This is a genomic window from Pseudomonas taeanensis MS-3 (assembly GCF_000498575.2).
Lineage (GTDB): Bacteria > Pseudomonadota > Gammaproteobacteria > Pseudomonadales > Pseudomonadaceae > Aquipseudomonas > Aquipseudomonas taeanensis.
Genome location: NZ_AWSQ01000006.1, coordinates 217,570 through 236,763 on the forward strand (window position 1 = coordinate 217,570; position 19,194 = coordinate 236,763).

At 60.9% G+C, this 19,194-nt stretch carries 19 protein-coding genes; 4 read left to right on the forward strand and 15 right to left on the reverse strand.

The annotated features are described in order from the left end of the window. Nucleotides 1-86: 86 nt before the first annotated feature. The gene (locus tag TMS3_RS18910) at nt 87-1,454 is read right to left on the reverse strand and encodes a tryptophan--tRNA ligase (RefSeq protein ID WP_025166862.1); all 1,368 of its coding nucleotides are present in this window, start codon (nt 1,452-1,454) and stop codon (nt 87-89) included. A gap of 45 nt (nt 1,455-1,499) precedes the next feature. After that, on the reverse strand, nt 1,500-2,129 hold the full coding sequence (locus TMS3_RS18915; RefSeq protein WP_025166863.1) for an alpha/beta hydrolase: 630 nt from the start codon (nt 2,127-2,129) through the stop codon (nt 1,500-1,502). A gap of 140 nt (nt 2,130-2,269) precedes the next feature. On the opposite strand from TMS3_RS18915, the gene TMS3_RS18920 reads away from it, so the two are divergent. After that, nucleotides 2,270-2,710 carry a YhcB family protein gene (locus tag TMS3_RS18920; RefSeq protein ID WP_025166864.1) on the forward strand — a complete coding sequence of 147 codons (441 nt, stop codon included), beginning with the start codon at nt 2,270-2,272 and terminating at the stop codon, nt 2,708-2,710. A 320-nt stretch (nt 2,711-3,030) separates the two neighbouring features. Here the strand turns inward: TMS3_RS18920 and cysN are convergent, their stop codons facing one another. From cysN to TMS3_RS18935, 3 genes are all read right to left on the reverse strand, one after another. Then, nucleotides 3,031-4,932 carry a sulfate adenylyltransferase subunit CysN gene (gene cysN / locus TMS3_RS18925; RefSeq protein ID WP_025166865.1) on the reverse strand — a complete coding sequence of 634 codons (1,902 nt, stop codon included), beginning with the start codon at nt 4,930-4,932 and terminating at the stop codon, nt 3,031-3,033. A 1-nt stretch (nt 4,933) separates the two neighbouring features. Next, nucleotides 4,934-5,851: a sulfate adenylyltransferase subunit CysD gene (gene cysD / locus TMS3_RS18930; protein ID WP_025166866.1), complete on the reverse strand. Its 918-nt coding sequence runs from the start codon at nt 5,849-5,851 to the stop codon at nt 4,934-4,936. A 195-nt stretch (nt 5,852-6,046) separates the two neighbouring features. Then, the gene (locus TMS3_RS18935) at nt 6,047-6,805 is read right to left on the reverse strand and encodes a Nif3-like dinuclear metal center hexameric protein (RefSeq protein ID WP_025166867.1); all 759 of its coding nucleotides are present in this window, start codon (nt 6,803-6,805) and stop codon (nt 6,047-6,049) included. A gap of 109 nt (nt 6,806-6,914) precedes the next feature. Between TMS3_RS18935 and algW the strand changes: the two genes are divergently transcribed. From algW to TMS3_RS18950, 3 genes are read left to right on the forward strand one after another with little or no spacing between them, the layout of a single operon-like run. Further along, entirely contained in the window at nt 6,915-8,057 is a 1,143-nt protein-coding gene (gene algW, locus TMS3_RS18940) for a Do family serine endopeptidase AlgW (RefSeq protein WP_025166868.1), read from the forward strand. Between the two features lie 42 nt (nt 8,058-8,099). Continuing rightward, nucleotides 8,100-10,226: a TonB-dependent siderophore receptor gene (locus tag TMS3_RS18945; RefSeq protein ID WP_083491791.1), complete on the forward strand. Its 2,127-nt coding sequence runs from the start codon at nt 8,100-8,102 to the stop codon at nt 10,224-10,226. A 24-nt stretch (nt 10,227-10,250) separates the two neighbouring features. After that, entirely contained in the window at nt 10,251-10,967 is a 717-nt protein-coding gene (locus TMS3_RS18950; protein ID WP_025166870.1) for a DUF4198 domain-containing protein, read from the forward strand. 59 nt (nt 10,968-11,026) lie between these two features. Here the strand turns inward: TMS3_RS18950 and hisC are convergent, their stop codons facing one another. The 10 genes from hisC to TMS3_RS19000 form a co-directional block, all read right to left on the reverse strand. Then, nucleotides 11,027-12,079: a histidinol-phosphate transaminase gene (gene hisC / locus TMS3_RS18955; protein ID WP_025166871.1), complete on the reverse strand. Its 1,053-nt coding sequence runs from the start codon at nt 12,077-12,079 to the stop codon at nt 11,027-11,029. 128 nt (nt 12,080-12,207) lie between these two features. After that, nucleotides 12,208-13,518 (reverse strand): histidinol dehydrogenase, encoded by a 1,311-nt coding sequence (hisD, locus tag TMS3_RS18960; protein ID WP_025166872.1) that lies wholly within the window; start codon nt 13,516-13,518, stop codon nt 12,208-12,210. Between the two features lie 123 nt (nt 13,519-13,641). Continuing rightward, nucleotides 13,642-14,277 carry an ATP phosphoribosyltransferase gene (hisG, locus tag TMS3_RS18965; RefSeq protein WP_025166873.1) on the reverse strand — a complete coding sequence of 212 codons (636 nt, stop codon included), beginning with the start codon at nt 14,275-14,277 and terminating at the stop codon, nt 13,642-13,644. Nucleotides 14,278-14,376: 99 nt separating this feature from the next. After that, nucleotides 14,377-15,642 carry a UDP-N-acetylglucosamine 1-carboxyvinyltransferase gene (murA, locus tag TMS3_RS18970; protein WP_025166874.1) on the reverse strand — a complete coding sequence of 422 codons (1,266 nt, stop codon included), beginning with the start codon at nt 15,640-15,642 and terminating at the stop codon, nt 14,377-14,379. Between the two features lie 22 nt (nt 15,643-15,664). After that, on the reverse strand, nt 15,665-15,904 hold the full coding sequence (locus TMS3_RS18975; protein WP_025166875.1) for a BolA family protein: 240 nt from the start codon (nt 15,902-15,904) through the stop codon (nt 15,665-15,667). 136 nt (nt 15,905-16,040) lie between these two features. After that, nucleotides 16,041-16,349, reverse strand: coding sequence for an STAS domain-containing protein (locus TMS3_RS18980; RefSeq protein WP_025166876.1), 309 nt, complete (start codon nt 16,347-16,349; stop codon nt 16,041-16,043). Beyond that, complete coding sequence (locus TMS3_RS18985; protein WP_025166877.1) at nt 16,346-16,978, reverse strand: MlaC/ttg2D family ABC transporter substrate-binding protein; 633 nt, start codon at nt 16,976-16,978, stop codon at nt 16,346-16,348. The genes TMS3_RS18980 and TMS3_RS18985 overlap by 4 nt, the downstream gene beginning before the upstream one ends. Before the next feature lie 14 nt (nt 16,979-16,992). Beyond that, nucleotides 16,993-17,463: an outer membrane lipid asymmetry maintenance protein MlaD gene (gene mlaD / locus TMS3_RS18990; RefSeq protein WP_025166878.1), complete on the reverse strand. Its 471-nt coding sequence runs from the start codon at nt 17,461-17,463 to the stop codon at nt 16,993-16,995. Further along, on the reverse strand, nt 17,463-18,260 hold the full coding sequence (gene mlaE / locus TMS3_RS18995; RefSeq protein ID WP_025166879.1) for a lipid asymmetry maintenance ABC transporter permease subunit MlaE: 798 nt from the start codon (nt 18,258-18,260) through the stop codon (nt 17,463-17,465). Before mlaE ends, mlaD begins: the two co-directional genes overlap by 1 nt. Further along, on the reverse strand, nt 18,260-19,069 hold the full coding sequence (locus TMS3_RS19000) for an ATP-binding cassette domain-containing protein (protein WP_025166880.1): 810 nt from the start codon (nt 19,067-19,069) through the stop codon (nt 18,260-18,262). The genes mlaE and TMS3_RS19000 overlap by 1 nt, the downstream gene beginning before the upstream one ends. Nucleotides 19,070-19,194: the final 125 nt, after the last annotated feature.

Consider the following 19,194-nt stretch of genomic DNA (forward strand, 5'->3'; position numbering starts at 1 on the left):
GACGCCCCCGTGAATTGGCAATCTGTCGCCAGCGTTAACTGTGGCGAATTCTGCCGCCCTTTCGGCCTAGAGGCTCGACTATCGCCCTACCCCTGGGCTCCCGCCAACCCGGCGATGATATCGCGCAGACGCAACATGGCGGCGTCCAGCTCTTCCGGATCGGCATAGGGCGGGCTATCGGCCAGACACTCGCCATCCAGCCAGAGGGTGAATTGATCGCCCTCGTCCTCACGCAATTCCAGGGCATCGGCGCCCTGGGCGATCAGTCGCTGGCTGACGACGCCGACCGCCTTGGGGTCGCTGAAGGGGCGCGAGAGCAACAGCTGCTCGCCGTCGGCAGCCAGGAAGCGGAAGCGGAAGCTGCCATCGGGCTCGCGAAAACTGACAAAGCGCGCGCTCTTGGCCGCCTTTTTCTTGCCCTCGCCAGCTACCTTGACTTGTTCGCGGAAGGAGCGCAGGCCGACCGCCTCGCGCAGCTCACCGAGGAACGGGGTGGCAATCCTGCGCGCCTTGGCCGCACCAGCCAGGAGAATATCCTCGAGCTCGGCCGGCCGCCCAATCAGGGCCTGATAGCGCTCGCGCGCCTCGCCCAGCTCGGCATCGAGCAACTCGAACAGGCGCTGTTTGGCCTCGCCCCAGGCCAGACCGGCCAACAGGTCGGCCCGAAACTCGGCCTGCTGCACAGGAGTGGCAAAAGCCTGATAAAGGGTGAACAGGTGCGAGCTGTCCGGGTCCTTCGCTTCGCCCGGCAACCTGGAATCGGTGACGATGCGAGCGATCGCCTCCTTCAGCTGTTTGGCGCTGCCAAACAGCGGGATGGTGTTGTCGTAGCTCTTCGACATCTTGCGCCCGTCGAGCCCTGGCAGGGTCGCCACCTCCTCCTCGATCACCGCTTCAGGCAGGGTGAACAGCTCATTGCCCTGACCAAACAGATGATTGAAACGCTGCGCAATGTCGCGGGCCATCTCCACGTGCTGGATCTGATCCCGGCCGACCGGCACCTTGTGCGCGTTGAACATCAGGATGTCCGCCGCCATCAGCACCGGATAGCTGAACAGACCCATGGTCACGCCGGCATCCGGGTCTTCACCGGCTTCGACGTTCTTATCCACCGAAGCTTTGTAGGCATGGGCGCGATTGAGCAAGCCCTTGCCGGCTACGCAAGTGAGCAACCAGCACAACTCGGGAATTTCCGGGATGTCGGATTGCCGGTAGAAAGTCGCCCTGTTGACATCCAGGCCGCAAGCCAGCCAGGTTGCGGCAATTTCCAGGCGCGAGCGCTGGATGCGCACAGGATCATCGCACTTGATCAGCGCATGGTAGTCGGCGAGAAAGTAGAAGGACTCCACCTTGGCGTCGCGACTGGCGACGATGGCCGGGCGAATCGCGCCCGCATAGTTGCCGAGATGCGGCGTGCCGGTGGTGGTGATGCCGGTAAGAATACGAGTGGTCATGGCGTTCGCTTGTCAGGTTAGGCGCTGGTCGGCTGCAACCGGGAATCAAAGGCGCGGCAAAACCAAGGCCTTCAAGTCGGTCAACTTGCCGTGAAAAAAGTGCCCACATTCTGCCACTTTCAGCAGCTCATGGGGACGCTCCTGCGCCGCCGACCAGTCATAAACCACCTGCGGGCTGATCACCTCATCGTCTTCCGGCTGGATCAGGGTCAGCGGACACCGTTGCGGCAGCGGCGTGTCTGCTGTCAGCCGCGTGACCGCCGGGGCGACCATAAACAACTGGACCAATTCAACACCCTGGTTTTCCAGGCGCCCGCCCAGGCTGGCAGCGACAAAGCCACCAAAGGAGAAACCCATCAGGGTCAATGGCAAGTGCGGGTACTGGGTGCGCAACCAGCAGGCTACGGCCTCGGCATCATCGACCTCGCCGCTTGCCATGTCATGGGTACCGGCACTGGCGCCAACACCACGGTAATTGAAACGCAATGTGGCCAGACCGGCATCGCGCGCGGTGCGCTGCAGGGTTGAAACAACTTTGTTGAGCATGCTGCCGCCCTGCACCGGATTGGGGTGGCAGATCAGCGCAACGCCCCGCGCATCGGGCACTTCGAGAAACAGGGCTTCCAACTGGCCACAAGGACCATCGATCAATGTGGGGGTTTCGCGGTTGAGCAACAATGAACTCCGTGACCCCGAACTGGGTCGACTCGTCTAGCTGACAGCCTGCGCCAGACTGATTTTGGCATTGCATTGCGGTATACAGCGCAGGTTCCAGCCGTTAACGTAAAGCAAAGCCGCTTAGAGAGGAAGGACTCGTGGAACAGACGCTCACAGCCTGGTTGCTACCGGCCCTCACCCTGGTCGCCGGTGTCGCCATCGGCTTCCTGATCGCCCGCCTTGCGCCCAATGCAGCCCCCGGCCGCACACAGCGCCAATTGGACGACATGCAGGCCCGTTTCGACGCTTACCAGAGCGAGGTGGTAACCCATTTCAACACCACCGCCAATCTGGTGAAGAAACTCACCCAGAACTACCAGGATGTGCAGGAGCACTTATCCGAAGGCGCCAATCGCTTAGCGCTTGACGAACTGACGCGGCAACGCTTGCTCGCCGCCTTGCATGCCGACGAAGGCAGCGTAAAACGCGAACGCATAAGCACACCGAAGAACGATGAAATGCCCAAGGACTATGCCCCTAAAAGCGCCGATGTACCGGGTATGCTCGACGAAAACTACGGCTTGAAGAGCAAGCGTTGAGTGAACTGATCGGCTAGCGGGCCGTTGGAAAATGTAGCGAGTAAAGGCTAGGCAAGGCGAAACCGGCCGAAAAAGCACAGTTTACATGTCGACGGCCTGCTAGCCGTTGCGACAGCAGCTAGCTACTGTCCAGCCAACAAAAAGCCCCGCNNGCGGGGCTTTTTGTTGGCTGGCGATCCATGGCACCGCTTGAGTAGCCGTCATGAGTGCCGACCGAGTTAACTGAAACCGGCAAGGAATACACTTTAGCTGACTAAATATGCATTCCGAGCCGGCTTTCAATACCCAATGACCAAGCGCCACTGGCTGGACAAACGCGCTTAGATCGCGCCGCGCTGACGCAGCAATGCCAGGACCTGCTTGACGCCTTCTTCCACCGAAACACTCTGGGTATCGATCAACAGATCGGCATCCAGCGGCACGTCATAGGGAAAGGACTCGCCGGGAATATTGTCGCCAGCAGCCGCATACAAGCCTTGCGGATCACGCGCGCGACACTCTTGCGGCGATGCCTGCACATACACGGTAATCAGGCGCTCAGCACCGATCAGCGTCTTGGCCTGCTCGCGACCCTCGGCATCCGGCGCGACGAATGCTGCCAGAGTCAACAAGCCTGCCTCGTTGAACTGACGCGCAACATGCGCAGCACGCTGCCAGTTCTCGCTACGCCCGGCACGGTCTTGCGGCAACCCCTTATTCAGGTCATGGCGCAGGTTCTGACCATCCAGCACATAGACCGCACGTCCCATATCGAACAACTTGCGTTCTACGGCATAGGCCAGGGTGCTCTTGCCGGCACCGGACAGGCCGCTGAACAACACGGTCGCCGGTTGCTGTCCCAGACGCGATGCGCGCTCTTCGGTGGTCACATGAGCCAGCTTGCCATGGTGACCGCTGACATTTTGCGCACCCACCGGATCAGCGATGATCATGCCTGCGCCAACAGTGCCATTGGTCAGCCGATCCACAACGATAAAGGCACCGGTGGTGCGGTTATGCTCATAGCCGTCGAGCGCAATTGGCGCGTCGAGCGCGAGCTTGACCCTGCCAATTTCATTCAGTTGCAAGCTGCTCGCCGACCCCTGTTCCAGGGTGTTCACATCGACCTTGTGGCTGATGCTGGCGATGGAGCCCGGCACATAGCTGGTGGCGCGCTTGATGTCGTACTTCTTGCCCGGCAGCATCGGCTCTTCGGCCATCCACACCAGCATGGCCTCGAAGCTGTCGACCACCTGCGGACGGTTGTCGGCATGCACCAGCATGTCGCCACGCGAGACGTCGATTTCGTCTTCCAGGGTCAGGGTGACCGCCTGACCGGGACCGGCATGCTCCAACTCACCATCGAAGGTGACGATGGATTTGATCTTGCTACCCTTACCTGACGGCAGCACCACGACTTCGTCGCCCTTGCGCACGATGCCGCTGGCCAGAGTACCGGCGAAGCCGCGGAAGTTCAGGTTCGGACGATTGACGTACTGCACCGGGAAGCGCAGATCGTCGAAATTGCGATCACCGGCCACTTCCACGGTTTCCAGAATTTCCATCAGCGACTGGCCGTCATACCAAGGCGAACGCTCGCTCTTGTTGACCACGTTGTCGCCCTTCAGCGCCGACATGGGCACGAAGTGCAAGGAACTTGGTTGCAGTGCGATACCTTCGGCGAATTTCAGGTAATCGGCCTTGATCTGCTCGAATACGCCCTGATCGAAGTCCTTGAGGTCCATCTTATTGATGGCCACGACTATGTGCTTGATGCCCAGCAGCGAGGTGATAAAGCTGTGGCGCTTGGTCTGGGTCTGCACGCCGTAACGCGCATCCACCAGGATGATCGCCAGGTCGCAGGTGGAGGCACCGGTCGCCATATTACGGGTGTACTGCTCATGACCGGGGGTGTCGGCGATGATGAATTTGCGCTTGGCGGTGCTGAAATAACGGTAGGCCACATCGATGGTGATGCCCTGCTCGCGCTCGGCCTGCAGGCCATCGACCAGCAGCGCCAGGTCGACTTCTTCACCTGTGGTGCCGGACTTCTTCGAGTCACGGGTAATGGCTTCCAGATGGTCTTCGTAGATCATCTTGGAGTCGTGCAGCAGGCGCCCGATCAGGGTGCTCTTGCCATCGTCGACGTTGCCGCAGGTAAGGAAGCGCAACAGCTCCTTGCGTTCGTGCTGGGCCAGGTAGGCGAGGATGTCCTCGCTGATCAGTTCGGATTGGTGCGACATCTTAAAAATACCCCTGACGTTTTTTCTCTTCCATCGAGCCGGTTGCGTCGTGATCGATGACTCGCCCCTGGCGCTCGGACGTACGGGTCAGGAGCATTTCCTGAATGATGTCAGTCAAGGTAGTGGCAGTGGACTCGACCGCGCCGGTCAGCGGGTAGCAGCCGAGGGTGCGGAAACGCACCATCTTCTTGGTGATGCGCGCCTTCTCTTCATCCGTCAGGTGCTCGAGGATGCGATCGTCGTCGATCATGATCAGGGTGCCGTTCTTCTCGATCACCTCGCGCTCGGCGGCGAAATACAACGGCACGATCGGGATCTGCTCTAGATAGATGTACTGCCAGATGTCTAGTTCGGTCCAGTTAGACAGCGGGAACACGCGGATCGACTCGCCCTTCTTGACCTTGCCGTTGTACACATTCCACAGCTCGGGGCGCTGATTCTTCGGGTCCCAGCGGTGCTTGCTGTCGCGGAAGGAGTACACGCGCTCCTTGGCACGGGACTTTTCTTCGTCGCGCCGGGCGCCACCGAAGGCGGCGTCGAAGCCGTATTTGTCCAGCGCCTGCTTGAGACCCTCGGTCTTCATCACGTCGGTGTGCTTGGCACTGCCGTAGGTGAAGGGGTTCATGTCCTGCGCCACGCCATCCGGGTTGATGTGGGTGATCAGGTCCAGGCCATACTCATTGACCATCTTCTCGCGGAAGCTGTACATCTCTTGGAACTTCCAGCGAGTATCGACATGCATGACCGGGAACGGCAGCTTGCCGGGGAAGAACGCCTTGCGTGCCAAATGCAGCATCACGGCGGAATCTTTACCGATGGAATAGAGCATCACCGGGTTGTCGAATTCGGCGGCCACTTCACGAATGATGTGGATACTTTCCGCCTCCAGCTGTTTCAGGTGGGTCAATTTATCGAGCATGGCTACTCACGGATTGCTTTCTATTAGGGCCGGGGGCCGTGGACGTGAGCGCACTCTAGCACAGCGTCATCGTCTATTCAGGGCGCTGGTTAGATCGAAAAAATCTAGCTTTATACCCGGCGTTTCTGCCGGACCTGCACCTTAAAACCGGCGATAAAGCTGCAAGCAAGGTTGGCCGCAGCGCTTAACCGCCAGTTAAATCGGATTGGCGCAATCGATAAACAAATGCTCGATGGCAAAGCGCCGCGCCAGGTAATCGCCCAGCGCCTGCACGCCATAACGCTCAGTCGCATGATGACCTGCTGCGATAAAACTGATGCCGTTTTCCCGCGCGCTATGAAAGGTCTGCTCGGACGCTTCGCCGGTCAAGTACAGATCGACACCCGCGACTATGGCTTGGTCGATATAGCCCTGGCCGCCACCAGTACACCAGCCGATCCGCCGAATCATCTGCGGGCCTTCGACCAGCAACGGCTCGCGCCCGAGCACTTCCTGCACACGCAGGGCAAAGTCACGCGGACTCACTGGCTCGCTCAGTGAGCCGACCAGACCAACGGTACGCGGATTTTCGGGCTCCAGCGGGCCTTCGATGGTGATACCCAGCCGGTGAGCCAACTGCACGTTATTACCGACTTCTGGATGCACATCGAGCGGCAGGTGATAGGCCAGCAGACTGATATCGTTTAGCAACAGGGTCTTCAGGCGGCGCTGCTTCATGCCCGTGACACAGGGGTTTTCACCCTTCCAGAAATAACCATGATGCACCAGCAGAACATCTGCCTCGGCCTCCAGGGCTGCATCGAGCAGCGCCTGGCTGGCCGTAACGCCGCTGACGATGCGCCGCACCTGGGGTCGCCCCTCGACCTGCAAACCGTTTGGGCAGTAGTCGCTGATGCGCTCTGCATTCAAGTAACGCTGCGCTTCTTCTACTAAAGTACTCAGGGCAATGGCCATGTAGATTCCTCAACTCTGTGGCAAGCCGCTGCTTTATTGGCACTCGGCCCTCTATAATGGCGCACCTTAAGGGGCCCACCTGGCCCTCGCAACCCTCAGGATTCCATAGATGCTCAAGGCCCTGCGCTTTCTCGGCTGGCCCCTGCTGGCCGGCTTACTGCTGGCTCTGCTGATCATTCAGCGCTACCCCCAATGGGTAGGTCTGCCGCAACAGGACGTGCAAATACGTCAGGCGCCCAGCAATAAGCGCAATCAACAAGGTCCAGTATCCTACGCCGACGCGGTGAGCCTCGCCTCACCGGCGGTGGTCAACCTTTACACCACCAAACTCGTCAATAAATCCAACCATCCGCTATTCGAAGACCCGCAGTTCCGCCGTTTCTTTGGCGACAACCTGCCCAAACAACGGCGCATGGAGTCCAGCCTCGGCTCCGCGGTGCTGATGAGTCCGAAAGGCTACCTGTTGACCAACAATCACGTGACCGTGGGCGCCGACCAGATCGTCGTGGCCTTGAGGGACGGTCGTGAAACCTTGGCCCGGGTAATCGGCAGCGACCCGGAAACCGACCTGGCGGTCCTGAAAATCGACCTCGAGGAACTGCCCTCAATCACCCTGGGGCGCTCGGACAATATCAAGATCGGCGACGTCACCCTGGCCATCGGCAACCCCTTCGGCGTCGGCCAGACCGTGACCATGGGCATCATCAGCGCGACTGGGCGCAACCAGTTGGGCCTCAATACCTACGAAGACTTTATCCAGACCGATGCGGCGATCAACCCCGGTAACTCTGGCGGCGCGCTGGTCGATGCCCTCGGCAACCTGGTGGGCATCAATACCGCGATTTTCTCCAAGTCCGGCGGGTCGCAGGGCATCGGCTTCGCGATTCCGGTGAAACTGGCGCTGGAAGTAATGCAGGCGATCATCGAGCACGGCCAGGTGATTCGTGGCTGGCTGGGCATCGAAGTGCAACCCTTGACCCCGGAACTGGCCGAGTCATTCGGTTTGGCGGGCCGCCCTGGCATCGTCGTCGCCGGGATTTATCGCGACGGGCCGGCGCAGCGCGCAGGCCTGCAGCCGGGCGACCTGATCCTCAGCATCGACGGCGAAGCCGCCAGCGACGGCCGCCGCTCGATGAACCAAGTCGCCCGCACCAAGCCCGGCGATAAAATACACATTGAAGTCATTCGCAATGCCGAGCTGATGCGACTAACCGCCGAAGTCGGCGTGCGCCCTCCGGCAAACGGCAACTAATCCCTCAGGCAATCACCTTAACGATAACTTCTCTCGATTTTAATGTTATGTTATTACATTAACTCGCTCGAGAGGATTTCCGTCTTGCGCCCAGCCCTTGCACTCGCTACCAGCCTGCTTGCCCCCGGCGCGCTGGCCGACACCCCAGTCCAGCTCACCGACAGCGTCATCACCGCTCCAACTGAGGTCGCCGATGGCCCGGTACAGGGTTACCGCGCCACCCGTTCCAGCAGTGCGACCAAAACCGACACGCCGCTCAGTGAAATCCCCCAAGCCATCAGTGTGGTGCCCGCCGCCGTGCTGGAAGACCTCGGCAGCAGCGATGTCGAGCGCGCCCTGGACTTTGCCGGCGGAATAGCCAAGCAGAACGACTTCGGCGGCCTGACCCTCTACGAATACAGCGTGCGCGGCTTCACCACCTCGGAGTTCTACAAGGACGGTTTCAGCGCCAACCGTGGCTACCCGAGCACCCCGGACGCGGCCAATATCGAACGCATCGAGGTGCTCAAGGGCCCTGCCGCCAGCCTCTATGGCCGCGGCGACCCCGGCGGCACCGTCAACATCATCACCAAGAAACCCCAGGCCGGCACCTTCGCTCGTCTGCAAACCAGTGCCGGCAGCTGGAACCGCTACCGCTCCAGCCTGGACCTCAACAGCCCGCTGGATGACCAGGGCGACCTGCTGGCGCGTCTTAACCTGGCCGTCGAAGACAACAACAGCTTCCGGGAGCACATGACCAGCGAGCGCCTGTTCGCCGCGCCGTCGCTCAGCTGGCAGCTCAGCCCCGATACCCGTGTGCTGTGGGAGGCCGAGCTGGTGCGCCATCGTTCGGTATTCGACCGCGGCATAGTCGCGCCGAACAACCGACTGGGCAGCGTGTCGCGCTCGACCTTTCTCGGCGAGCCGAGCGACGGCACTATCGATAACGACAACAACCTTATTCAGGCCAGCCTCGAGCATGCCCTCAACGACAGCTGGCAGCTGCGCCTGGCCAGCCATTTCAAGGAAGGCGAACTGGCCGGAAATGCCTCGGAAAACCAGGCCCTGGCGGGCGATGGACGCACCCTGACGCGGCGCTTTCGCGAGCGCGAAACCACCTGGCACGACAGCATCACCCAGCTGGAACTGCGCGGAGACGTACAGTTCGTCGGCTTGCAGCACCAGCTGCTGATCGGCAGCGAATACGAGGACTACCGCAAGAACGAGCGGGTCACCGAAGTGCGCCCGCGCAGCGCCATCGATATCTACGACCCGATCTATGGCCGCCCGCGCCCCACTGGCGCACGCTCCGGTAGCGACAATCACGAGCAGGTGGAGAGCCATGCGCTCAACCTGCAGGACCAGGTTGTCTTTACCGAGCGCCTGCGCGGCCTGATCGGCGTTCGTTTCGAGCACTTCGACCAGTCGATCGACAATCAGGTCAATGGTGCACGCAGCAATCAGAGCCACGATGCCCTGACCCAGCGCACCGGCCTGCTCTATCAGCTGACGCCGGCCGTCGGCCTGTTCGCCAATGCCTCCACCTCGTTCAAGCCGAATAACGGCCTGGATCGCAGCGATCGGCCGTTCGACCCGGAACAAGGCATCGGCTATGAGGCCGGCTTGAAGCTGGACCTGTTAGACAACCGCCTCAGCGCCACCCTGGCGGCCTTTCACCTGACCAAGGAAAACGTGCTGACCGCTGACCCGGTCGACGCCAGCTTTCAGACTGCCGCCGGGGAAGCGCGCAGCCAGGGCTTCGATCTGCAGCTCAGCGGCCAGTTGAGCGATGCCCTGCGGGTGATCGGTGCCTTCGCCTTTATCGACGCCGAGGTCATCAAGGGCGATGAGGCGCTGCCGGCCGGCAGTCGCCTGCTCGGTGTTGCCCGGCAAAGCGGCAGCCTGCTGGGCGTCTATGAGTTTCAGGATGGCTGGCTGCGCGGCTCGGACCTGGGCGCAGCCGTCACCTATGTCGGCGACCGCTCCGGTCAGACCGGCAGCGACTTCAACTTGCCGGCCTATCACACCCTCGACCTGCTCGCCCATTACGCCTTCAGCCCGCGGGTAAAGGTTGGTACCCATCTCAATAACCTGCTCGACGAGCAGTACTACGAACGCTCCTACAGCAACCTCTGGGTCATGCCCGGCGAGCCGCGCAACCTGAGCTTCAACCTGACTGTCGACCTCTGATTTCCCTCAACCCAAGGATCTCCCATGAAAAAAGTCTTTCCGTTACTCGCCGCAGCCCTGTTTATCGGCCAGATCCAGGCCCACGGCCTGTGGACCGAACAACGCCGTGGCAATATCGAAACCATCTACGGCCACGGCGCCGAGGACAATGCCTTCAAGGCCGAGAAAATCAGCGCTGCCTGGGCCTACGACAACCACGGCAAGATGATCCCGGTCACAGTCAAACGCCTCGACGACCACGCACGCCTAGAGCCGTTGAAGCCGCCAGCGCTGATGGCTGTTGCCCTGGACAACGGCCCCTGGTCGTTGACCCCGGACAAGCAGTGGATCAACCAGGGCCGCAGCAAGGTGCCGAACTCGACCCAGTCGCTGCACACCTTCAAGTACAGCCTGGCGATTTACCGGGAGGGCGCAGAGCTGCCGAAGCTCGATCAGCTGAAGATGGTCATCCTGCCGGAGACCGATCCGCTCGCAGTCGGCGTGGGCAAGCCGCTGCCGGTACGCGTGCTGATCGACGGCAAGCCCGCCGCGGGCATCGACCTGATCGGTGACTACCGCAGCGCCCCACACCAGATCAGCGCCAAGACCGACGCCCAGGGGCGCGCGCAGATCGAAGTACGCAATGAAGGACTGAATATCATCGCCGCCGAGGTCGACTTGCCGGTGGCCAATGATGCGGATATCGAAAGCCGCGGCCTGTTCACGTCGCTGACCTTCCTCGGCGAAGCACACCACGAATAACTAGCAGCGTATCCATAAAAAAGCCGGAGCAGAGCTCCGGCTTTTTTATATTCCAATGCTTACAAGCCGCTCAAGGCATCCAACAGCGCCTGGTTCTGCTCCGGCGTGCCGATGCTGATGCGCAGGAACTGGGCAATGCGCTGCTGCTTGAAGTGCCGCACGATCACCCCCTGCTCACGCAGGCCCGCGGCCAGGGTCGCCGCATCCTTGCCCGGATGGCTGGCGAAGACGAAGTTGGCGGCCGAGGGCAGCACCTCGAAGCCCAGCCCCTCGAGGCCGGCAACCACCGCGTCGCGACTTTCGATGACCTGGCGGCAGGTTTGCTCGAAATAGGCGCGATCCTCGAAGGCCGCCGCCGCACCGGCAATCGCCATGCGGTCCAGCGGATAGGAGTTGAAGCTGTTCTTGATCCGCTCCAGGGCCTCTATCAGCTCCGGGTGACCGACTGCAATACCGACCCGCAACCCCGCCAGAGAACGCGATTTTGACAGGGTCTGGGTCACCAGCAGGTTCGGATACTTGTCCACCAGCGCGATGGCGCTCTGGCCGCCGAAGTCGATATAGGCCTCGTCGACCAGTACCACCGAATCCGGATTGGCCGTCAGCAGCTGCTCGATGGCCTCCAGCGCCAGCACGCAACCGGTCGGTGCATTGGGATTGGGGAAGACAATGCCGCCATTCGGCCGCGCGTAGTCCTCGACACGAATCTGGAACTGCGGGTCCAGAGCGATCTGCTCCGAGGCGATGCCATAGAGACCGCAGTAGACCGGGTAGAAGCTGTAGCTGATATCCGGAAACAGCAGCGGCTTGTCGTGCTGGAACAGGCCGTGAAAGGCATGCGCCAGCACTTCATCGGAACCGTTGCCGACGAACACCTGGGCCGGCTGCACCCCGTAGTAATCAGCCACCGCCTGCTTCAGGCGCTCGCCGCTGGGGTCCGGGTACAGGCGCAGATTGTCATTCAGCTCGGCCTGCATGGCCTCGATGGCCTTGGGCGAGGGGCCGTAAGGGTTTTCATTGGTGTTGAGCTTGACCAGCTTGGCCAGTTTCGGCTGTTCACCCGGTACGTAAGGCACCAGGTCTTTGACGAAGGGGCTCCAGAATTTGCTCATCTGCCCTTCTCTCCTCGAATTCGTTCGATTGGCTTGCGTAGGAGCCAGCTTGCTGTGGTCCGGCAATCTGGCGATCGACGCCAAAGAGCATCGCGAGCAAGCTCGCTCCTACAGGTTCGGTATTCGCCTCAGGGCTTAATGCGGTACTCGGCGCTGCGGGCGTGGGCGGTCAGCGACTCGCCACGGGCCAATACACTGGCGCTCTTGCCCAGTTCGGAGGCACCGGCGGCCGAGCAATGGATGATCGACGAGCGCTTCTGGAAGTCGTACACGCCGAGCGGCGAGGAGAAGCGTGCAGTGCCCGAGGTCGGCAGCACGTGGTTCGGCCCGGCGCAATAATCGCCCAAGGCCTCGGCGGTATAGCGACCCATGAAGATCGCGCCGGCGTGACGGATCAGCGGCAGGTACTGCTCGGGGTTTTCCACCGACAGCTCCAGGTGCTCCGGGGCGATACGGTTGGCCACTTCGATCGCCTGGGCCATATCGGCGACCTGAATCAGCGCACCACGGGCGTCCAGGGAGGCGCGGATGATTTCGGCGCGCTCCATGGTCGGCAGCAACTTGGCGATGCTCGCGGCGACTCGGTCGAGGAATGCGGCATCTGGGCTGAGCAGAATCGACTGGGCGTCTTCGTCGTGCTCGGCCTGGGAGAACAGGTCCATGGCAATCCAGTCCGGGTCGGTCTGGCCGTCGCAGACCACCAGGATTTCCGAGGGTCCGGCGATCATGTCGATGCCGACCTTACCGAACACATGACGCTTGGCAGTGGCCACATAGATGTTGCCGGGGCCGACGATCTTGTCCACCGGCGGCACGCTCTCGGTACCATAGGCCAGCGCGGCCACGGCCTGGGCACCACCGATGGTGAAGACCCGATCGACCCCGGCGATGCACGCGGCCGCCAGCACCAACTCGTTGATTTCACCGCGCGGGGTCGGCACCACCATCACTACTTCCGGCACACCGGCAACCTTGGCCGGGATGGCATTCATCAGCACCGAAGAAGGATAGGAGGCCTTGCCACCCGGCACATACAGGCCGGCACGATCCAGCGGCGTGACCTGCTGACCGAGCACCGTGCCGTCGGCTTCGGTGTAGCTCCAGGAGTCCTGTTTCTGCTTCTCGTGATAGCTGCGCACGCGCTCGGCTGCCGTTTCCAGCGCCGCGCGCTGAGCCGGAGTGATGCGGGTCAGCGCCAACTCCAGACGCTCGCGCGGGAGGATCAGGTCGGCCATGCTGGCGACCTCGAGCCCATCGAAGCGCTGGGTGTATTCGACCAAAGCAGCATCGCCGCGGCTGCGCACGGCATCGATGATTTCCAGCACGCGCTGATTGACGCCCTCGTCCGACACGCTTTCCCAGCTCAACAGATGATCCAGATGACGGGCAAAGTCCTGATCTGCGGCGTTGAGTCGGCGGATAGCGATAGGACGGGTCATAGCGGGCCTCTTGATTGGCAAATGCTCGGGCGTCGCTAGGCTACCAAGCCCACCGCATGGACGCCCGAGAAAAGTGGCTATGACACGGATAGGCGAATGCGGCAGGACGCCGCACTGAGGGTATTAGCTGGGGTGTCGCGCCTCAACGGCTTCACGCAGCGTGTCAATCAGCGCCTGAATGCGCGCGTGCTGCATCTTCATCGAAGCCTTGTTGACGATCAGTCGCGAACTGACGTGAGCAATCAACTCCTGGGCCTCCAGACCATTGGCGCGCAGGGTGTTGCCGGTATCCACTACGTCGATGATCTTATCGGCCAGGCCCACCAACGGCGCCAGCTCCATCGAGCCGTACAGCTTGATCACGTCGACCTGACGGCCCTGTTCGGCGTAATAACGCTTGGCCACGTTGACGAACTTGGTGGCCACCCGCAGGCGTCCAGTCGGCTCCGGCGCACCGATCGCGCCGGCCGTCATCAGCTTGCACTTGGCGATCTGCAGGTCCAGCGGCTCATACAGCCCCTGGCCGCCGTACTCCATCAGCACGTCCTTGCCCGCGACGCCGAGGTCGGCCGCACCATGCTCGACATAAGTCGGCACATCGGTCGCGCGAACGATCAACAGGCGCACATCTTCCAGCGTGGTGGGGATGATCAGCTTGCGGCTTTTATCCGGATTCTCGGTTGGCTCGATACCGGCCGCAGCGAGCAACGGCAAGGTGTCATCGAGAATACGGCCTTTGGACAGGGCAATCGTGAGCATGGTTGATACACATCCTTAGAAACGGTTTGAAACGTCGCGAGCGCAGGCGAAGCGGCTTACAGTGCCGCCTCACCCAACGCAGCAGTTTTAAACTGCCTCTCAGCCCGGTACGCGGCGGATCTTGGCACCCAACAACTGCAGTTTTTCCTCAATGCACTCGTAACCACGGTCAATGTGGTAAATGCGATCGATCAGCGTATCGCCATCGGCGACCAGCGCCGCGATGACCAAGCTGGCCGATGCACGCAGGTCGGTGGCCATCACTGGGGCACCCTTCAGGCGCTCGGCGCCGCTGACGATCGCGGTATTACCCTCGACCATGATCTGCGCACCCATGCGGGTCATCTCATAGACGTGCATGAAGCGGTTCTCGAATACGGTCTCGATCACCGTGCCGGTCCCCTCGGCAATCGCATTGAGCGCGACAAACTGCGCCTGCATATCAGTCGGGAAAGCCGGATAGGGAGCAGTACGCAAGTTGACCGCTTTCGGTCGCTTGCCCTTCATGTCCAGCTCGATCCAGTCGTTGCCGCAGGTGATTTCCGCACCGGCTTCCTGCAGTTTGGACAGGACAGCCTCGAGGGTGGTCGGGTCGGCGTCCTTGACCTTCACCCGGCCGCCCGTGGCAGCAGCAGCCACCAGGTAAGTGCCGGTTTCGATACGATCGGGCATCACACTGAAACGTGCGCCGCCGAGACGCTCGACGCCGTCAATGATGATGGTGTCGGTGCCAGCCCCCTGGATCTTCGCCCCCATGGCGATCAGGCAATTGGCCAAATCGACCACTTCCGGCTCACGGGCGGCATTTTCCAGCACGCTGCGACCCTTGGCCAGCGTGGCGGCCATCAGGATGTTCTCGGTGCCGGTCACGCTGACCGTGTCGAAGAAGAAGTGCGCGCCACGCAAACCGCCTTCCGGCGCCTTGGCTTTGATATAGCCACCTTCCACATCGATCTTCGCGCCCATGGCTTCGAGGCCACGGATATGCAAGTCAACGGGCCGCGAGCCGATCGCGCAACCACCCGGCAGGGCCACTTCAGCCTCACCAAAACGCGCCACCAGAGGCCCGAGCACCAGGATCGAAGCACGCATGGTTTTCACCAGCTCATACGGTGCGACCAGGGTCTTGATCGCCCGCGCATCGACTTCCACTCCGAGCTTCTCGTCGATGACCGGCTCGATGCCCATGCGCCCGAACAGCTCGATCATGGTGGTGATGTCGTGCAGATGCGGCAAATTGCAGATGGTGATCGGCGCATCGCCCAGCAAGGTAGCGGCGAGGATCGGCAGAGCGGAGTTCTTCGCGCCGGAAATGCGGATTTCGCCATCGAGGCGCACACCGCCGGTAATAATCAGTTTATCCATAGCTATCTCGTCGCCCGCAGGCTTAGGAACGCGCGGCCCAATCGGCACGGCTGAAGAATTTCATGCTCACCGCATGGATGCTGCCATCGGCAATCCAGGGATTCAGGTGGGCGTAGATCTGCTGTTGACGCTTGACTGGGCTCAGGCCCGCCAATTCATCACTAACCAGATTCAGCTGGAAGTTACAGCCCTCGCCTTCTACTTCCACCTGGGTGTTCGGCAGTTTAGCCTCTAGGAGACTCTTTACTTCTAAGGCCTGCATGCTCAACCTCGATCAGCGCATTCATTAACGACAGCAGAGCCTAGGCTCGCGGGTCGAGCATCATACAAAAAAGCCCCTCGCCTGCGAACCCCGCGTGACACTGCGCCGACCGGGGCCCTGCCTATAGGGTCGGGACTCAGCCCTCCAGCGGCAGCACTTCGAGCAGCCCCGAAACACTGGCGATATCGCGCATATCCGCCGGCAGGCCACGCACAGCAAGGCTTTTAGCCGCTGCCTTGGCGTCACGCATGAACGCCAGTAGCAGCGACAGGCCCACGCTGCTGGACTTCTCCACAGCGCCGCAATCGATCACACAGACCTCGGCCTGACTGGCGCCAATCAGCCGACCGCCCTGCTCACGCAGCGCCGGACCACTCAGGTAGTCGAGCACGCCGGACAGCAGAAAAACCCCAGGCGCCTGCTCGACGATACTGGCCTGGCTCACGACTCGCCCTTGGCCTGGCGGGCCCTGGCCACGGTGTTAGCCCAGGTATCGATGACCTTATCCAGGTCATTGCCATTGTTCTGCATGGACTGAGAGAACTGATCGCGGAACAACTTGCCGACGTTGATACCGTTGATCACCACATTGCGCAGCTTCCAGCTACCTTCCTGGCTGACCATGGTGTAGGACAATGGATAAATCGTGCCCTTACCGTCCTTGATCTCCATGTTCACTGCCGTACGTTTCGGGTCCTGCTTACCGCTGGCCGGCAGTACGCGAATATCCTGGTTGTTGTATTCGAGCAAGGCGTTACCGTAGAACTGCATCAGGCTGCGCTTGAAGTTCTCCTGAAAACGCTGCATTTGCTCCGGGCTTGCCTGGCGCGAATACCGCACCGTCATGACGCCGCGAGAGATCCCCTCGACATCCACCACCGGGCCGAGGATGTTGTTCAGTGCCGAGTAGAACGCCGATGGATCGTTACGATATTGCTCCTTGTTGGCCTTCAAGTCGTCCAGCAGGGTACTGGTGGTCTGCTGCACCACCTCATGGGCAGTCGGTGCGGCGACTGCAAGTACAGGCAGGGCGGTCAGCAATATGAAAAAAGTAGTACGCAGTGTCTTGAGCATCGTTACATCCCTCATCAATTGGCCTGATCTTTATTCACTGAATTGAGCAGGAACTTACCGATCAGGTCTTCCAGCACCAGTGACGACTGGGTGTCGTGAATAGTGCTGCCATCGGCGAGCAACTCTTCGTCCCCCCCCACACTGATGCCGATGTACTTCTCACCGAGCAAACCGGCGGTGAGGATCGAGGCAGTCGAATCCAGCGGCAGGTTGTCCACGTCCTTGTCCAGCGCCATGGTGACACGTCCGGTGTAGCTGTCACGATCCAGGTCGATCGCCGTCACCTTGCCGATGGTCACCCCTGCCGTAGTCACCTTGGCCCGCACAGTTAGACCGGCGATATTGGTGAAGTGCGCATAGACCTTGTAAGTATTGTCAACGCTGCCGACCGTAAGGCCGCTGACGCGCAGCGCCAGCAGCAGCAGAGCCAGCAGTCCGGCCAACAAAAACAGGCCGACACCGATTTCCAGGGTGCGGTTTTGCATCAGAAGTCTCCAAACATCAAAGCGGTCAAAATAAAGTCCAACCCCAACACGGCCAGCGAGGCGTAGACCACTGTTCGGGTCGTGGCGCGACTGATGCCCTCCGAGGTGGGCTCACAGTCATAGCCTTGAAATACGGCGATCCAGGTAACGACGAAGGCGAAGACCAGGCTTTTGATCACCCCATTGAGCACGTCTTCGCGGAACGCCACACTGCTCTGCATATTGGCCCAGAACGAGCCTTCGTAGACCCCGAGCCAGTCGACGGCAACCATCGCCCCGCCCCAGATGCCGACCACGCTGAAGATCATCGCCAGCAGCGGCATCGAGATAAAACCGGCCCACAGGCGCGGCGCAACGATGTATTTGAGCGGATCGACGCCAATCATCGCCAGGCTGGACAGCTGCTCGGTGGACTTCATGTTGCCGATTTCCGCCGTCAGCGCCGAGCCGGCGCGCCCAGCGAACAATAAAGCAGTGACCACCGGTCCCAGTTCACGCAGCAACGTCAGCGCAACCATCTGCCCGACTGCCTGCTCCGAACCGTACTTCGCCAGGATACTGAAACCCTGCAGCGACAAGACCATGCCGATAAACACACCCGAGACCACGATGATTGCCAGGGACATGACCCCGACCGAATACAGCTGCTTGATCAACAACTGCAGCGAATTGCCCGATGAGCCACGGCCGAATAACGCGCGCAGGAGAAACACGGTAGAACGACCCAGCGTGGCCAACACATCGAGACCGGCACGACCGAACAGGCGTACCCGCTCGAGCGTAGATGTCTTGCGCATCAGCGCTCCCCCAATAAATCGTCGCGGTAGTTCGCCGCCGGAAAGTGAAAAGGCACCGGACCATCTGGCGTGCCCTGCATGAACTGGCGAACGCGTGGGTTCTCCGAGTTCATCAGTTCCTCCGGCGTGCCCTGCCCCAGTACCTGAGTATCACCCACGACATAGAGGTAGTCGGCAATACTGGCGGTTTCCGCCAAATCATGAGAGACCACGATACTAGTAATACCCAAGGCATCGTTGAGCAGACGAATCAAGCGCACCAAGACACCCATGGCAATAGGGTCCTGGCCGACGAAAGGCTCGTCGTACATCAGAATTTGTGGATCCAGGGCAATCGCCCGAGCCAGCGCAACGCGGCGCTTCATGCCGCCAGACAATTCATCCGGCATCAAGTCCAAGGCACCGCGCAACCCTACGGCCTGCAACTTCATCAGCACGATGTCACGAATCATTTCATCAGGTAGCTGGGTGTGCACGCGCAATGGAAAAGCAACGTTCTCGAACACATCCAGATCGGTGAACAGCGCGCCACTTTGAAACAGCACGCCCATCTGCTTGCGCATATCGAACAGCTCAGCGCGCGATAGCTTGGGCAGGTTCAGCCCATTGACCCACACCTCGCCCCGGCTCGGCTTAAGCTGAGCACCGATTAGGCGCAACAGCGTGGTTTTGCCACAGCCCGACGGTCCCATGATCGCGGTGACCTTACCGCGCGGGATGCGAATATCGACATTATTGAAAATTGCCCGGTCGCCCCGCTGAAAGCTCACGCCCTTCAACTCGACCGCGTACTTATTCTCGGCGCTCATCTGGACTCCTTGCGAACAACCTCCCTGGCAGACGTCCCGCTTCGCGTTGAAGACACCACGCCGACAGGACGGGCCGAAAACGGCCGCGCACTATAGCACCGCTCGATTAGCCGGCCCAAGTGACA

Excerpts from the sequence above, each read along its gene's own strand:
- TMS3_RS18910 (WP_025166862.1), bottom strand. The coding sequence starts at position 1,454 with ATGACCACTCGTATTCTTACCGGCATCACCACCACCGGCACGCCGCAT.
- cysN (WP_025166865.1), bottom strand. The coding sequence starts at position 4,932 with ATGTCGCACCAATCCGAACTGATCAGCGAGGACATCCTCGCCTACCTG.
- cysD (WP_025166866.1), bottom strand. The coding sequence starts at position 5,851 with ATGCTCGATAAATTGACCCACCTGAAACAGCTGGAGGCGGAAAGTATC.
- TMS3_RS18935 (WP_025166867.1), bottom strand. The coding sequence starts at position 6,805 with ATGGCCATTGCCCTGAGTACTTTAGTAGAAGAAGCGCAGCGTTACTTG.
- algW (WP_025166868.1), top strand. The coding sequence starts at position 6,915 with ATGCTCAAGGCCCTGCGCTTTCTCGGCTGGCCCCTGCTGGCCGGCTTA.
- TMS3_RS18945 (WP_083491791.1), top strand. The coding sequence starts at position 8,100 with ATGTTATGTTATTACATTAACTCGCTCGAGAGGATTTCCGTCTTGCGC.
- TMS3_RS18950 (WP_025166870.1), top strand. The coding sequence starts at position 10,251 with ATGAAAAAAGTCTTTCCGTTACTCGCCGCAGCCCTGTTTATCGGCCAG.
- hisC (WP_025166871.1), bottom strand. The coding sequence starts at position 12,079 with ATGAGCAAATTCTGGAGCCCCTTCGTCAAAGACCTGGTGCCTTACGTA.
- hisD (WP_025166872.1), bottom strand. The coding sequence starts at position 13,518 with ATGACCCGTCCTATCGCTATCCGCCGACTCAACGCCGCAGATCAGGAC.
- hisG (WP_025166873.1), bottom strand. The coding sequence starts at position 14,277 with ATGCTCACGATTGCCCTGTCCAAAGGCCGTATTCTCGATGACACCTTG.
- murA (WP_025166874.1), bottom strand. The coding sequence starts at position 15,642 with ATGGATAAACTGATTATTACCGGCGGTGTGCGCCTCGATGGCGAAATC.
- TMS3_RS18975 (WP_025166875.1), bottom strand. The coding sequence starts at position 15,904 with ATGCAGGCCTTAGAAGTAAAGAGTCTCCTAGAGGCTAAACTGCCGAAC.
- TMS3_RS18985 (WP_025166877.1), bottom strand. The coding sequence starts at position 16,978 with ATGCTCAAGACACTGCGTACTACTTTTTTCATATTGCTGACCGCCCTG.
- mlaD (WP_025166878.1), bottom strand. The coding sequence starts at position 17,463 with ATGCAAAACCGCACCCTGGAAATCGGTGTCGGCCTGTTTTTGTTGGCC.
- mlaE (WP_025166879.1), bottom strand. The coding sequence starts at position 18,260 with ATGCGCAAGACATCTACGCTCGAGCGGGTACGCCTGTTCGGTCGTGCC.
- TMS3_RS19000 (WP_025166880.1), bottom strand. The coding sequence starts at position 19,069 with ATGAGCGCCGAGAATAAGTACGCGGTCGAGTTGAAGGGCGTGAGCTTT.